Below are 14713 nucleotides of genomic sequence, written 5' to 3' on the forward strand. Positions count from 1 at the left end.
AGCGGTGCTTCCCGCTGCCATCAGTTGCCAAACACTGCCAGACATAAAAATAAAAAAGCCCATTAAAACATGGGCTTAAGTATCATTTAATGCCAGTTAGTACCAGCTAATGCCTAACGTGCGATCATTCCCACTCGATCGTCGCCGGCGGCTTGGACGAGACGTCGTAGGTGACGCGGGAGACTCCGGACAGTTCGTTGATGATGCGGTTGGAGACCTTCTCCAGCAGTTCGTAGGGCAGGTGCGCCCAGCGGGCGGTCATGAAGTCGATGGTCTCGACGGCACGCAGGGCGATGACCCATTCGTAGCGGCGGCCATCACCGACCACACCGACGGACTTGACCGGCAGGAACACCGCGAAGGCCTGGCTGGTCTTGTGGTACCAACCGGAGTTGTGCAGCTCTTCGATGAAGATGGCATCGGCCTCGCGCAGGATGTCGGCGTACTCCTTCTTGACCTCGCCGAGGATACGCACGCCCAGGCCCGGCCCCGGGAAGGGGTGACGATAGACCATGTCGTAGGGCAGGCCGAGTTCCAGGCCGAGCTTGCGCACCTCGTCCTTGAACAGCTCACGCAGCGGCTCGACCAGCTTGAGCTTCATCGTCTCCGGCAGGCCACCGACGTTGTGGTGGGACTTGATCACGTGGGCCTTGCCGGTCTTGGCGGCGGCCGACTCGATCACGTCCGGGTAGATGGTGCCCTGGGCCAGGAAGTCCACGCCCTCGATCTTGGCCGCTTCGCTGTCGAAGACGTCGATGAAGGTGTTACCGATGATCTTGCGCTTGGCTTCGGGGTCGGCCTCTCCTTCGAGCTTGCCGAGGAACAGCTCTTCGGCGTCGACGCGGATCACCCGCACGCCCATGTGCTGGGCGAAGGTCTCCATCACCTGGTCGCCTTCGTTCTTGCGCAGCAGGCCGTTGTCGACGAACACGCAGGTCAGCTGATCGCCGATGGCCTTGTGCAACAGGGCCGCGACCACCGAGGAGTCGACCCCGCCTGACAGTCCCAGCAGCACGTGGCGGTCACCGACCTGGTCGCGCACCCGGGCGATCTGGTCCTCGATGATCTTGGCCGGCGTCCAGTTGCGCTCGGCGCCACAGATCTCCAGCACGAAGTGCTCGAGGATGCGCTGACCCTGCAGGGTGTGGGTGACCTCGGGGTGGAACTGTACGCCGTAGAAGCGCTTTTCCTCCCAGGCCATGGCAGCGATCGGGCAGCTCGGGGTGGAGGCGGTGACGGTGAAGGTCTCCGGCACCTGGGCGACCTTGTCACCGTGACTCATCCACACGTCCAAAAGGCCGCGCCCGCTATCCGGATCGACGTGATCCTTGATGTCCTTGAACAGCGCCGTCTCGGCGTCCAGGCGGATCTGGGCGTAGCCGAACTCGCGCTTATTGGAGCCCTCGACCTTGCCACCCAGCTGCTCGGCCATGGTCTGCATGCCGTAGCAGATACCGAACACCGGCAGCCCCATCTCGAACACGCAGGCCGGCGCCCGCGGCGAGTCCAGCTCGGTCACCGACTCCGGGCCACCGGCCAGGATGATGCCGTTGGGGCGATACTCGCGGATCTCCTCTTCGGTGATGTCGAAGGCGCGAATCTCGGAGTAGACGCCGATCTCGCGCACCCGGCGAGCGATCAGCTGGGTGTACTGGGAGCCGAAGTCGAGGATCAGGATCTTGTGGGCGTGGATATCGGTCATGGGGACTTACCTTGCAGGCAGTGGGGCCGGTGGGCCGAGCAATCGAAAAGCGAAAAGCTGGAAGCGGCGGACCGCTTCCAGCTCAGGGCGACGAGGGGCGAGTCGCCCCGCGCGCCCTCTGGTGCGACGCGTCTGGTGCGATACGCCTGGCGCGTCACGTCAGCGCCTACCCTGCTCGATAGTTGGGCGCTTCCTTGGTGATCTGGACGTCGTGAACGTGGGACTCGTTGAAGCCGGCGCCAGTGATCTTGACGAACTCGGGCTTGGTGCGCATCTCGTCGATGCTGGAACAGCCGGTGTAGCCCATGGAGGCACGCAGGCCACCCATCAGCTGGTGCACGATGGCACCCATCACACCCTTGTAGGGCACCCGGCCTTCGATGCCTTCCGGCACCAGCTTTTCGACGCCGTCGTCCTTGTCCTGGAAGTAGCGATCGCTGGAGCCCTGGGTCTGGGACATGGCGCCCATGGAACCCATGCCACGGTAGGCCTTGTAGGTACGCCCCTGGAACAGCTCGACCTCGCCCGGCGCCTCCTCGGTGCCGGCCAGCAGGCCACCGACCATGATGCAGCTGGCACCGGCGGCTACCGCCTTGGCGATGTCGCCGGAGAAGCGCACGCCACCGTCGGCGATCAGCGGGATGTCGAACTCCTTGAGCGCCTCGGCCACGTTGGACACCGCGGTGATCTGCGGCACGCCGACACCGGCGACGATGCGGGTGGTGCAGATGGAGCCGGGACCGATGCCCACCTTGACCGCGTCGGCACCGGCCTCGGCCAGCGCCCGGGCGGCGTCGGCGGTGGCGATGTTGCCACCGATGACCTGGATCTGCGGGAAGTGCTCCTTGACCCAGCGCACCCGCTCGATCACGCCACGGGAATGACCGTGGGCGGTATCGACGACGATGGCGTCGACGCCGGCCTCGGCCAGCGCCTTGACCCGGTCAGGGGTTTCCGGACCTGTGCCCACGGCGGCGCCGACCAGCAGGCGGCCATCGGCGTCCTTGGCGGCGCTGGGGAAGGTGCGCGCCTTCTCGATGTCCTGGAAGGTCACCAGGCCACGCAGGCGGAAGTCGCCGTCCACCACCAGCATCTTCTCGACCCGGTGCTCCTGCATCTTGCCCTTGATGACGTCCAGCGGGGTGCCTTCCGGCACGGTCACCAGGCGATCGCTCGGGGTCATGATGTCGGCGACGCTGTCGCCATGGTTGGGCTGGAAGCGCATGTCACGCTCGGTCACCAGGCCGACCAGGGTCTCGCCCTCGACCACCGGAAAGCCGGAGAAGCCGTGTTCCTTGGCCATCGCCAGCAGGTCCTGCAGCTTGGCCTTGGGTCCGACGGTGACGGGATCCTTGACGATGACGCTCTCGTGCTTCTTGACCTTGCGCACTTCCAGCGCCTGCTGAGCGATGCCCATGCTCTTGTGGATGATGCCGATGCCACCTTCCTGGGCCATGGCGATGGCCAGGCGGGCTTCGGTGACGGTATCCATGGCGGCGGAGGCGAGGGGAATATTGAGGAAGAGGTCGCGAGTCAGGCGGGTCCGGAGACTGACGTCCTTGGGGAGAACGTCGGAATAGCCGGGAACGAGCAATACGTCGTCAAACGTAAGTGCTTCTTGGGCCATACGTAGCATAATCGGCAACACCCACTGAGGCTTTAGAGGGAGGGAAGAAGTTAATCGCCCATTATAACGTTCCGCCCCGGCCTCCGGCAATGTGCCAGCTTGACACTTCGATGCTCCTCGGTTGCCATCCGCCGTCTACTCCGGCGCCAGCGCCCCGCTACCCCGTTCGACCGCTTCATCCAGCGCCTGCTCGCCCTGAAAACGCGCTCGCCAGTGGTCGGTGAAGGCCTCCCGGCGGGCAGGATCGACGAAGGCCAGCAAGGTGGCGTTGGGCAGTATCGGGTAGAGCCGCTCCCCCACCTGGGTGCGCAGCCTGGCGGCGGTGTAGGGGCCGGTCACCCCCGGCAGCACGCTGAACAGAGGCGTCTGCCCCGCCAGTACTCGCTGGCCACGCTGACTCAGCAAAAACTTGACGAAGGTCTCGGCGGCCTCGACGTGGGGGGCATCGCGATGCACGAAGGCCATGCGCATCAGCACCAGCGAATAGTCCCTGGGCACCTGCACGATCACCTCGGGATGTTCCTGGGCGTAGACCATGGCGTAGGAACCCAGCAGGTTGTAGCCGAGCCAGTAGCGTCCCTGGCTGAGCCCTTCGAGCATCGCCCGGGTGCTGGCCTCCAGGCGGGTATCGACACGCCCCATGGCACCGACCAGCTCCCAGAAGCGCGAGGAGTAGCGCGCATCCTGCTGGGCCAGGGTGTAGCCCACCCCGCTGGAAAGCGGCGAGTAGGTGGTCACCTTGCCCGTCAGCCAGCGGGCCTGGGTCGCCAGCAGCGCGTGCAGGTCGCCATGGGTCTGGGGCGGCAGCATATGCCGCGACAGATCCAGCCGATAGGCCATCACCACCGGCTCGAAGGTGAAGGCGAAGACCTCGTCGCGCCAGCGCGCCCACTCGGGCCAGCGCTCGATCTCCGGGCCACTCAGGCGCCGCGCCAATCCTTCATTGACCCGGGCCATCTGCCACGGCATCGCCGAGCTGATCACCACGTCAGGCGCTCTGCTCGCCCCTTCGCCCGTCGCCTGGCCTCCCTGAAGATGTCCCACCACGCTGTCGTCCACCTCCCGGGTGGTGCGATCCTCAAAGCGCAGGGGAATCTGGGGATAGGCCTGGCGAAAGGCGTCCAGCAGCGGCGCCACCACGTCGAGATCCAGCGCCGCCGAGATCACCAGCGGATCGTCATCTGAGGGGGTGCGGCTGTCGCCGCTGTGACAGCCACCCAGCAGCAGAAGCATGAGCAGTAAAAGCGGCAGCCACTGCGACACCACCAGGGGCTGCCGCCGTGTGACCTGCGTCGCACACCGGGCCGGGAGACGTTCACAGGATCGAAGGCGTTGTCCGGGCTGCAGGGACATCAAGTACTCTCTCCTGGATTCACGCCGGCCGCAAAGGCACCGGTGACATCCTGTTCGTCCTTCGCCAGCGGCAGCCACAGCACCACCTCGAGTCCCTGCGGCGAGCGGTTGGCGAATTGCACGCGGGCGCCCATGCGCCGGGCGGTGGTATCGACGATGGCAAGACCAAGCCCGGAGCCCTCGGTGTCCTGGCGCCCACCCCGCTGAAACGGCTGCCCCAGCGTCGCCAGCGCCGCGTCGGCGACACCAGGGCCGTCGTCGACGATCGACAACCGCGCCCAGTCGCCCTCGCGCGCCAGATGCAGGGTGATCTCGCAACCTGTCGGCGTGTAGCGCAGGGCGTTGTCGATCAGGTTGCCCAGGGCTTCGCGCAGTGCCCAGTCCTCGACACAGACCTTCAGCGGCTCGGCTGGCAGGCTGCCAAGCCCGAGGTCATGCTCCGCCGCCCGCTCCCGCGCCGCCCAGTCCAGGGCGACGTCGCGTACCAGCTCACCCAGGTCGAGCGCAGGCAGCGCCGTCTCCCGGTCGAGGTGGCGCAGTCGTGCCAGCGACAGCAATTGGCCGGCCAGTCGACTGGTGTCCTCGGCCCGGGCGTGAACGCGCATGAGCGCCTGGCGCCATTCATCCGGATCACTGCTGCGAAGGCCCAGCTCGCTGACGGTCTTGAGTCCCGCCAGCGGCGTCTTGAGCTGGTGGCTGGCGTCGGCGGTGAAGCGCAGAAGATCCTCGCGTCCCTGGCGCTGACGGGCGAACAGGTGGTCCAAGGCCTGGGCGAGCTCATGAAGCTCCTTGGGCACCCTGGTCGCCAGCGGACTGAAGTCATCGGCGCCGCGCCCACGAATCTGGCGGCGCAGGCGGCGCAGGGGAGACAGCGCCGCGCGCATGGTCAAGCCCATCAGCACCCCGGTCAGCAGCACCATGGCAATAAAGCGCGACAGCGAACGCTCGAACAGTGAGCGGGCCAGGGCTCGGCGCCCCTCGAGGGTATGCCCGACCCACACCTGCACCGGCAGCTGGGTGACCCAACCCGCCGAGGCCACCCGCTGGGCATGCAGACGCAGCTCTCCCAGCGTCGTGGTCAGGTCCCGCGACATGCCGCCTTCATCCAGCGCCTGCTGCCAGGCGGTGGGGATGTCCACCGGCCAGTTACGCGACAGCGTCCTGCCTTCATCGTCCAGCACCGCGTAGAACACCCGCGCCTGGCTGTCGGTGGCGAGGATCTGCAGCGCCGCCGCCGGCACCACCACCTGGGGGATGCCGTCCTGCCAGCGCACCGCCTCGGCGATGGTCAGCGCCGCCGCCTGCAACTGGGCGTCGAAGGCCCGCGCCGCCGCCCGCTGACTGCTGACCCAGGCCTCCACCATCAGCGCCAGCCCCAGCACTCCGACGGTGACCACCAGCCAGCCACCGAGCCGACGCTTGAGTGATCCATCGACCTCGATCACCCGTCGTCCTCTTCCAGACGGTAGCCGAGACCGCGAAAGGTGCGGATACGCAGACCAGCGCCCTTGAGCCGCTTGCGCAGCCGGCTGACGTAGACCTCCAGGGCGTTGGAGCCCACCTCGCCGAAGCCGAAAAGACGGCCTTCCAGGGTCTCGCGAGGCGCGATGGCTCCAGCGTGCAGCAACAGGCTTTCAACCAGCAGCAGCTCGCGATGGGGTAGCGCCATGGGCTCGCCGAACAGACTGGCGGCGCCGCTGGCCGGATCGAAGGACAAGGGACCCAGGCCAAGACGGTTGTCGGCGCGCTGCTGGCTGCGCCTGAGCAGCGCGCGTACCCGCGCCTCAAGTTCGGCCAGTTCAAAGGGCTTGGCCAGGTAGTCATCGGCCCCCAGGTCGAGTCCCCTGACTCGGTCATCCAGGGCGTCCCGGGCGGTCAGGATGATCACCGGGGTGCGATCGCCCGCGTCACGCAACTCGGCCAGCAGTGACAGGCCGTCACCGTCGGGCAGCCCGATGTCCAGAAGCATCAGGTCGACCCCACCCTGGCGCAGCGCCGCCCTGGCATCACTGCAGCAGGCAAACACCTCCACGGTATTGCCAAGGGGGGTCAGGGCCTCGACCAGCGAGCGGCTGATGAGGGCATCATCTTCGACGACGAGAAGGCGCATGCGACTAATGTCTTATCCAGGCAGGGAGGGCATGACAGGTTGATGAAAGCTAGTCGGCCTAGCATCTCTCACGTTAAAGCACCCCGGTTTCATCAATCCATAATAATAGTTGTCAGGAGTCCGCATGAAGAATATCACAGCTCTGCCCGCCGCCCTGCTGCTCGGCGCCAGCCTCAGCGTCGGCACCGCCCAGGCCGCCGACGAGGCCGAATGCATCGCCCCGGCCAAGCCCGGCGGTGGCTACGACCTGACCTGCCGGCTGGCCGCCAATGGCCTGCTCGAGACCGGACTGATCGAGGACCCGATGCTGGTCACCTATATGCCCGGCGGTATCGGTGCGGTGGCCTACAACCACGTCAACGGCGTGCGCACCGACGACCCCAACCTGATCGTCGCCGCCAGCACCGGCGCCGCGGTCAACCTGGCGCTGGGCAAGTTCGGCCAGTACGACGCCAGCGAAGTGCGCTGGGTCGGCGCCCTGGGAGTCGACTACGGCGCCATCGTGGTCAAGGCCGACGCGCCCTGGCAGACCCTGGATGAGCTGATGACGGCGCTGCAGGAAGACCCCACCCAGGTCGCCTTCGGCGCCGGTGGCAGCGTGGGCAGCCAGGACTGGATGAAGGCCGCGCTGACCGCCAAGGCCGCCGACGTCGATCCGCGCAGCCTGCGCTACGTGGCCTTCGAGGGTGGCGGTGAAGCCCTGGCCGCACTGCTCGGCAACCATATCCAGGTGTTCTCCGGTGACCTGTCGGAGCTCAAGTCCCAGCTCGAGAGCGGCGACATCCGCGTGCTGGCGGCACTGTCCGAGGAGCGCATGGGCGGCCCCTACGCCGAGATTCCCACCGCCGCCGAACAGGGTTACGACGTCCAGTGGCCGATCTGGCGCGGCTACTACATGGGCCCCGAGGTCAGCGACGAGGCCTACCAGGCCTGGGTCGAGCGCCTCGAGAACCTGGCCGGCAACGAGACCTTCGCCGAGCTGCGCGAAGCCCGCGGCCTGTTCCCCATGGCCCGCTTCGGTGACGACTTCGACGGCTACGTCAAGGATCAGGTCGCCGGCTTCAAGGAGCTGGCCACGGAAGTGGGTCTGACCCAATGAGTATCGCCGCCGACCGCTGTCTGGGTATCGCCCTGATGGGGTTGGCGGCGTTTACCGCCGTCAACGCCCTGTCCCTCGAGGTGCCCTTCAGCTACGACCCCGTTGGCCCCAAGGCCTTTCCGCTGGGGCTCTCCATCCTGCTGGGGCTGCTGTCGCTGGTGCTGGTGATACGTCCGGGTGAAAACGGCCACTGGCCCGACAAGCGCCTGGGATTGCGCCTGATCGGCGTGCTGGTGCTGCTGCTGGTCTACGCCGTGCTGTTCCCGCGCCTGGGCTTTTTGTTGAGCTCGATGCTGGTGATCGCCGCCCTGGCCTGGCTGTTCGAGGCCAGTCCGCTCAAGGCCGTGGCCACCGGTGTGTTGATGGCGCTGGGCGGCCAGTGGCTGTTCACCCATGGCCTTGGCATCGGCCTGCCCGGCCTGCCGTGGTAGCGCGAACCGCCGCCCTGAAGCCAGCTCCTGTAACAGCTCAGCTGCCAGCGCTGCCCCAGCCCTGACCGCCACCGATCCCTGATCAAGGTGTTCCCATGTTCGACTTTCTTATTGAAGGCTTCGGCGTCGCCCTGACGCCGCTCAATCTTGGCCTGGCCTTCCTCGGCGCGCTGCTGGGCACCCTGTTCGGCGCCCTGCCGGGCATCGGGCCAATCAACGGCATCGCCATCCTGATGCCGCTGGCCTACACCCTGGGCCTGCCCGCCGAATCCGCGCTGATCCTGCTGGCCGGCATCTACACCGGTGCCGAGTACGGCGGGCGCATGTCCAGCATCCTGCTCAATGTGCCCGGCGACGCCGGCGCGGTGATGACCACCCTCGATGGCCATCCGCTGGCCAAGCGTGGCCTGGCCGGTCCGGCGCTGGGCCTGTCGGCGGTGGCGTCGTTTGTCGGCGCCACCATCGCCATCATCGGCCTGACCCTGTTCGCCCCGCTGCTGGCCCGGGTGGCGGTGATGTTCGGCCCCGCCGAATTCTTCGCGCTGATGGTGTTCGCCTTCTCGTCGATGTCGGTGATGATGGGCAAGGACCCGATCAAGACCGCCATCGGCGCCGTGCTCGGCGTGCTGATCGGCACCGTCGGCGTCGACTCCGGCACCGGCGTGATGCGCTACACCTTCGGCATGCCGGAGCTCTATGACGGTATCGACTTCGTGGTGATGATCATCGGCCTGTTCGCCATCAGCGAGATCCTGCTGATGCTCGAGCACGCCCATCGCGACGACGTCGATGACACCCTGCCGCCGCTGGGCCGGGTGTTCGTCAGCCTCAAGGAAGTGATGGCCTGCAAGGGCACCATGCTGCGCTCCGGCGTGCTCGGCTTCATTATCGGCGTACTGCCCGGAACCGGCGCCTCGGTGGCCGGGGCGGTGTCCTACACCACCGAAAAGCGGCTGGTGGACAAGGACAACACCTTCGGCACCGGCGACATGCGTGGCCTGGCGGCGCCCGAAGCGGCCAACAACGCCTCCGCCGCAGGCTCCTTCGTACCGATGCTGACCCTGGGCATCCCCGGCTCCGGCACCACCGCGGTGCTGCTCGGCGCGCTGATGCTCTACAACATCACCCCGGGTCCGATGATGTTCACCGACAACCCGGAGGTCGCCGGTGGCCTGATCGCCTCGTTGTACATCGGCAACCTGGTGTTGCTGGCGCTCAACCTGCCGCTGGCCGGGGTCTTCGCCAAGGTGCTGACCATCCCGCGCTGGGTGCTGGTGCCGGCCATCGCCGTGCTATCCTTCGTCGGGGTCTATCAGCTGCATTCCGACCTGACCGCCATCTATCTGATGCTCGTCATCGGTGTCTTCGGCTACCTGCTGCGCAAGCTCGGCTTCTCGCTGGCGCCGGTCATCCTCGGCTACGTGCTGGGCGGCCTGATGGAAGAGAACCTGCGTCGGGCGTTGGCGATCAGCGGTGGCGACACCGCCATTCTGTGGCAGTCCGGCATCTCGCTGTCGCTGTGGATCGCCGCCTCGGCGCTGCTGGTACTGCCCTGGCTGGTACCCAAGCTGCTCAAGCAACGGCCCTCGAGCCAGGCTTGATGCAACGGGCTTCAGGGCCATGCTCGAGTCGCCCCGGCAAAGGCCCTGGCATCGCTCTTATATGGCCCGCACGAAGCCCCTGCGTAGCCCTTGTGTAGCCCTTAATGTAGCCCTCGTGTAGTCCCTGCGCGGCGCCATCTGGCGCCGCGCGCCGTCGTCAGGCTCGATCACCACCACCTGTGCACAGAGTACAGGCAACGCACACAGGAGACGCCATGCCCGCCGCCCCCACACTCCTTCCCCCCGGCGCCTGGCGCTTCCTGCCCACCCTCGCCCTGGGCGGTCTGGGCGGGGTCATCGCCTACCTGATCGACCTGCCGCTTCCGTGGCTGCTCGGCGCCCTGATCACCACCACCCTGGCCAGCCTCGCCGGGGTGCGCCTGGGCTCGCCGGGACGGTTGCGCAAGGGGGTTCTGGTGGTCATCGGGGTGATGCTGGGCTCGGCCTTCACCCCGGAGCTGTCCGGCGATATCACCGCCTGGGCCGCCAGCGCCGCAATCATGCTCGCCGCCACCGCGGTAATGATGGTGGTGGCGGTGGCCTTCAGCTACCGCGTGGCCGGTCACTCGCTGGACACCGCGCTCTACGCTGGCGCCCCGGGCGGACTGTCGGCGCTGTTGATGATGGCCCACGAGTCTGGCGCTGACCTGCGTGCCGTCGGTATCACCCACGCGGTGCGTATCCTGGTGCTGCTGCTGGCGATTCCACCGATCCTCGGCCTGTTCGGCCACGTGGATCTGGCCGGCGCCAGCAACGGGCCGGCCCAGTGGAGCCAGCTACCCTCGCTCGCCGGCACCGCCTGGCTGGTGGTAGCGGCGGCGCTCGGCGCCGTGGTCGGCCGGGTGCTGCGCCTGCCCAACGCCCTGCTGTTCGGCCCGGCACTGGTGTCGTCGCTGCTGCACTTTTCCGGGCTGACCCACGCGGTGCTGCCACCGGCGCTGATCGCCCTGGCTCAGGTGGTCATCGGCACCTCGGTGGGCGTGCGCTTCGTCGGCGTGGCGCTGTCCGACATGGCGCGGCAACTGGGTCTGGCGGTGGTCCAGGCGCTGATCCTGGTGGTGCTGGCGGTGGCGGCAGCCTGGGTCGGCCAGGCGCTGACCGGCATCTCGGTGGCTGCGGCGCTGCTGGCCTACATGCCGGGCGGGGCGCCGGAGCTGAGCCTGGTGGCGCTGTCACTGAATATCGAACCGGCCTTCGTCACCTCCCACCATCTGCTGCGCATCACCGTTCTGCTGGTGGCGCTGCCGCCGCTGGTGGGCTGGGCTCATCGCCGCCTCAGGGCCTGACGGCATCTGGATTCAGGTGTGGCGATTGGGCTCAGGCGTGGGCGTTCAGAAACGTCATCAACCGGGGAAAGACTTCACGGTCGACCCGGGCGCCCATGAACACGTCCTGATGACCGTAGCCGTCGATGATCGCGAGCTCATGGCGCCCCGGGGCGACCTCCTCCAGGGCCCGGTGGCAGTGCACGTTGCTGTCGGTGAAGACGCGATTGTCGCGCCCGGTCAGCAACAGGCAGGGGGTATCGACGCGGCGCGCCTCGAGCAGGTAGTCGTCGGGTAGCGCAGCGTACTCGGGCACCTCGCGCATCTTCACCGTGCGATGGCCCCGGCGCAGCATCTTCAAGACATGCCGGTGGTAGTTGAGTCCTACCGGGCCGTAGAGGTCACCACCCCGACGGTGGGTGCGCTCGTCCAGGTTCTCGTGGTTGTACAGTGCCGGCCAGCCGGTGCCCCACATCAGTGACAGCATATGGCAGGCTGGCACGTCGCATTCGCGGTGGAACAGCGATACGCCTTTCGACAACAGCTTGCCCAGCGTGAATCTTGGATCCTCGCTCCAGCGCGGGCTGACGTAGGGCTGCTGGAAGATGCGCTCGATCACGAAGGGAAAGATGTGGCCCTTGATCCTCGACCAGCGCGGTACATGGGGCGTCAGCGCAACGCTGTTGAGAATGCAGGAGCGAATGCCGCTGACGGTGCCGCCGAACAGTGCCATGGCAAAGCCCATCGAGCCGAGACAGTGGGCGATCACGTGCAGCTCGACGTCGTCCCCGGCGATCTGGCGAATCTTCGCCACCGCCGCAGGAAAATCAAACAGCGCACAGTCATCCATGGAGTAGCGGTTGGGCTGCAGGTTGTAGGGATGGCGGTTGCTCATGCGGAAGTCCAGCGTCCACACCTCGTCGACCCCTTCGTCCAAAAGGAAGCTGACCAGGTTGCGATGCTCGGGCTGGATGAACATGTCGCTGGAGGTGGTCAGGCCATGAACGATCATCACCGCCATGCGCCCCTGGCCACGCCGAAAGCGCAGCAGTGACAGCCCCAGGCCGTCCTCGGTACAGAAGCCGTGCTGGGTGACCTCGGCGTCGACAACGCCGTCGAGGGTATAGAGGGGGATCTCGCGGGCCATGGTGTTACCTCCCGGTGGGTCGCCGCTTCCGTCTGCTAGGCCAGCATCCGCGCCATGGCGCGCTCGGCCAGGGCGGCGATGGTGCGCGAGGGATTGAGCCCCAGCGCGCGCGGCACGATGGCACCGTCGAGCACGTACAGTCGCGGATAGCCGAACACCTCCCCGGCATGGTCGACCACCCCGTCCCAGCGATTCTCTCCCATGGGACAACCGCCCAGTGGGTGCGGGGTGATCAAATAGTCCAGCAGGCGCCAGCTCGGTGGCTCGATGGCGACGCCTCCGGTGGCCGCGCTCAGGCGCTTGTGGCGTTCGCACAGCGCCTGCACCGTGGCTCGCGACGCGGCCACCCGATAGTCCAGGCTCAACGACGGCTCTCGCTCCAGCCAACGCCGCGTCAGCCTGAGCACCCCGTCGGCGGTGTCCATGCCCTGGCCGAACCAGGGCATCAGGCAGCGATCGGGGTCATTCTCCTTGAGCGCCTCGGCCAGCACCGCGCGCCAGCCACCCCGCAACATGCTCGCGGTGGCGGAGCGCGACAGCAATTGCGTCAAGGCGTGGGCGATCAAGTCAGGGTAGCCGCCGTCCTCGACGAAGTAGCGCTCACCGCCGTCGCTGCCGTCGAGATAGTCGATGGCGGCGCTGATGGTCGGCCCGCGACAGGCATCGATGCGTCTGTTCGGGTAGATCGCGGGGGTCAGGAAATCGCCATTGGCGCACCAGTGATGGCCGAGCAGCGGCGACAGTTCCGGCAGAGTGCGGTACTGGTCCCTGGCCCGCAGCAACAGCTCGGTGGACCCCAGCGAGCCGGCGGCAAGGATCACTCGCTCGGCGCGCTCGTGACGGATCGTCGGCGCGCCTTCCAGATGCTGAAAGGTCACCCGGTAGCCCCCGGATTCCGGCACCAGCGATCGCACCATGCTCAATGGACGTATCTGCGCCCCCAGCTGCTCCGCCCGGGCCAGGTAATTCAGGTCAAGGGTATTGCGGGCCCCCACCGGGCAGCCGATATCGCAATAGCCGCAGTGGATGCAGGTCCCCTGTTCCTTGCCGTGGACATTGAGGGCCTGCCGACTGTGTCGACGGTGGTGAGGCTCACTGAGCCGATAGTTCCAGTCGGGGTCGAAGCGCACCGCCAGCGGCAAGGGGCGAAAGCGATCGCCGTCACCGCTGCGCACGGCGGCCTCCTGGACCAGTCGATAGCGCTCGCTGACCTGGCCCGCGGGGACCTCGGCCACCTCCAGCATCTGGCCTACCCGGTCCTGGTAGGGGACGAGTTCATCGAAGTCGATCGCCTCCGGCCAGCCACTGTCGAAGGCGAAGCGCTCAGCCGGCACCGAGACATTGGCGTAGACCAGCGAACCACCACCCACGCCAGCGCCCTGTGCCACCGCCATGCGCGAAAAGAAGCGCAGGTCGAGCCAGCCATGACGCTCCCGAGGGGCGTCCACATCGAAGCACCAGTCATCATCCGGCCCCCGGGGGAAGTCCTCGCGCTCCCAGCGTCTTCCGCGCTCAAGCACCAGCACCTTGAGCCCGGCCTCGGCGAGCCGGCAGGCCGCCACGGCCCCACCAAACCCTGACCCCACCACGATGGCGTCGTAGTTCATGCCTCGGGCTCCCGGCGAATGACCCAGGGCGCATAGAGGTGCCACAGTTCACCAAAGAAGAAGCGACCGAAATCCGCCACCGTGCGCAGGTCCCCTTGGCCCGTCGGCGTCATGGTCTTGAGCATGGCCATCAACTCGGCCACGCCCAGGTGCAGGATGCCCGCCCCGAGAATGTCGGCCGTGGCGCTCTCGCCCTCGTGCAGGGTGGTATAGAGGGTGGTGGTATCGCGCCAGAGATCAGGCCCCGGATCGTCGTTGACCCGCTTCACCCCGTGCAGGAACAATCGCCGCTCATCCAGTTCCAGAACCGCGTCGTAGACCATCTGACGCCCCGCCCCGGGGCCCTGGGAAAACAACTGAAAGTCGCCCTCTAGAATCACCAGCCCGAGGCCCAGCGGGGCAAAATCGACGACACCACCCAGCCTGCCGTGGTGGCGGTCGTCGGCCAGGAAGGCGCCCATGTCATCGATCTGGACCTTGGCGTGGAGGGCCAGTTCGGTGCCTTCTGCATGCCCCAGCCGTTCACCACGCTCGGGCGCCTGGCTTCCGAGCGAAAAATGGCCTCGCATGGTTTCCTCGAACAGCAATCCCGCCAGCATGGGGTTAGTCGTATTCACCGACATTTCTCCAGGAAAGGACCTGCTCTTGCGCCTGTCGTCCGGGCCGCCCGCCCTTTGGCGACCGGCCCGTCAGCACTCTTCCGACGAGCGCTCTCCAGCCCAGCGCCCTTCAGCCCCGCTTTCGACATTGCCGCTACCGGCCATATCGCTC

12 protein-coding genes are annotated in these 14713 nt (G+C 66.9%); 4 read left to right on the plus strand and 8 right to left on the minus strand.

Annotated elements, in window-relative coordinates:
- Positions 1-124: 124 nt before the first annotated feature.
- From guaA to NFG58_RS17170, 5 genes are all read right to left on the minus strand, one after another.
- On the minus strand, positions 125-1702 hold the full coding sequence (gene guaA, locus NFG58_RS17150) for a glutamine-hydrolyzing GMP synthase (RefSeq protein WP_045991086.1): 1578 nt from the start codon (positions 1700-1702) through the stop codon (positions 125-127).
- A gap of 166 nt (positions 1703-1868) precedes the next feature.
- Positions 1869-3338, minus strand: coding sequence for an IMP dehydrogenase (gene guaB, locus NFG58_RS17155; RefSeq protein WP_348827044.1), 1470 nt, complete (start codon positions 3336-3338; stop codon positions 1869-1871).
- A 126-nt stretch (positions 3339-3464) separates the two neighbouring features.
- Entirely contained in the window at positions 3465-4595 is a 1131-nt protein-coding gene (locus NFG58_RS17160) for an ABC transporter substrate-binding protein (RefSeq protein ID WP_348827045.1), read from the minus strand.
- 86 nt (positions 4596-4681) lie between these two features.
- A complete protein-coding gene (locus NFG58_RS17165; RefSeq protein WP_348827046.1) occupies positions 4682-6127 on the minus strand; it encodes a sensor histidine kinase in 1446 nt (481 codons plus the stop codon).
- Entirely contained in the window at positions 6124-6792 is a 669-nt protein-coding gene (locus NFG58_RS17170) for a response regulator (RefSeq protein WP_045991089.1), read from the minus strand. The genes NFG58_RS17165 and NFG58_RS17170 overlap by 4 nt, the downstream gene beginning before the upstream one ends.
- A gap of 124 nt (positions 6793-6916) precedes the next feature.
- Here NFG58_RS17170 and NFG58_RS17175 point away from each other — a divergent pair, with 124 nt between their 5' ends.
- The 4 genes from NFG58_RS17175 to NFG58_RS17190 all read left to right on the plus strand — a co-directional run bounded on the left by NFG58_RS17175 (position 6917) and on the right by NFG58_RS17190 (position 11209).
- Positions 6917-7891 (plus strand): tripartite tricarboxylate transporter substrate-binding protein, encoded by a 975-nt coding sequence (locus tag NFG58_RS17175; RefSeq protein ID WP_108449946.1) that lies wholly within the window; start codon positions 6917-6919, stop codon positions 7889-7891.
- Complete coding sequence (locus tag NFG58_RS17180; RefSeq protein ID WP_045991090.1) at positions 7888-8322, plus strand: tripartite tricarboxylate transporter TctB family protein; 435 nt, start codon at positions 7888-7890, stop codon at positions 8320-8322. The genes NFG58_RS17175 and NFG58_RS17180 overlap by 4 nt, the downstream gene beginning before the upstream one ends.
- Before the next feature lie 95 nt (positions 8323-8417).
- Positions 8418-9923 carry a tripartite tricarboxylate transporter permease gene (locus tag NFG58_RS17185; protein ID WP_045991091.1) on the plus strand — a complete coding sequence of 502 codons (1506 nt, stop codon included), beginning with the start codon at positions 8418-8420 and terminating at the stop codon, positions 9921-9923.
- 215 nt (positions 9924-10138) lie between these two features.
- The gene (locus NFG58_RS17190) at positions 10139-11209 is read left to right on the plus strand and encodes an AbrB family transcriptional regulator (protein WP_045991092.1); all 1071 of its coding nucleotides are present in this window, start codon (positions 10139-10141) and stop codon (positions 11207-11209) included.
- A gap of 31 nt (positions 11210-11240) precedes the next feature.
- Here the strand turns inward: NFG58_RS17190 and NFG58_RS17195 are convergent, their stop codons facing one another.
- From NFG58_RS17195 to NFG58_RS17205, 3 genes are read right to left on the minus strand one after another with little or no spacing between them, the layout of a single operon-like run.
- Positions 11241-12335: a hypothetical protein gene (locus NFG58_RS17195; protein ID WP_348827047.1), complete on the minus strand. Its 1095-nt coding sequence runs from the start codon at positions 12333-12335 to the stop codon at positions 11241-11243.
- 35 nt (positions 12336-12370) lie between these two features.
- Positions 12371-13942, minus strand: coding sequence for a GMC family oxidoreductase (locus tag NFG58_RS17200; RefSeq protein ID WP_045991094.1), 1572 nt, complete (start codon positions 13940-13942; stop codon positions 12371-12373).
- A complete protein-coding gene (locus NFG58_RS17205) occupies positions 13939-14559 on the minus strand; it encodes a hypothetical protein (protein WP_146164648.1) in 621 nt (206 codons plus the stop codon). Before NFG58_RS17205 ends, NFG58_RS17200 begins: the two co-directional genes overlap by 4 nt.
- Positions 14560-14713 lie beyond the last annotated feature (154 nt).

It is taken from the genome of Halomonas sp. RT37 (assembly GCF_040070525.1).
GTDB lineage: Bacteria > Pseudomonadota > Gammaproteobacteria > Pseudomonadales > Halomonadaceae > Halomonas > Halomonas litopenaei.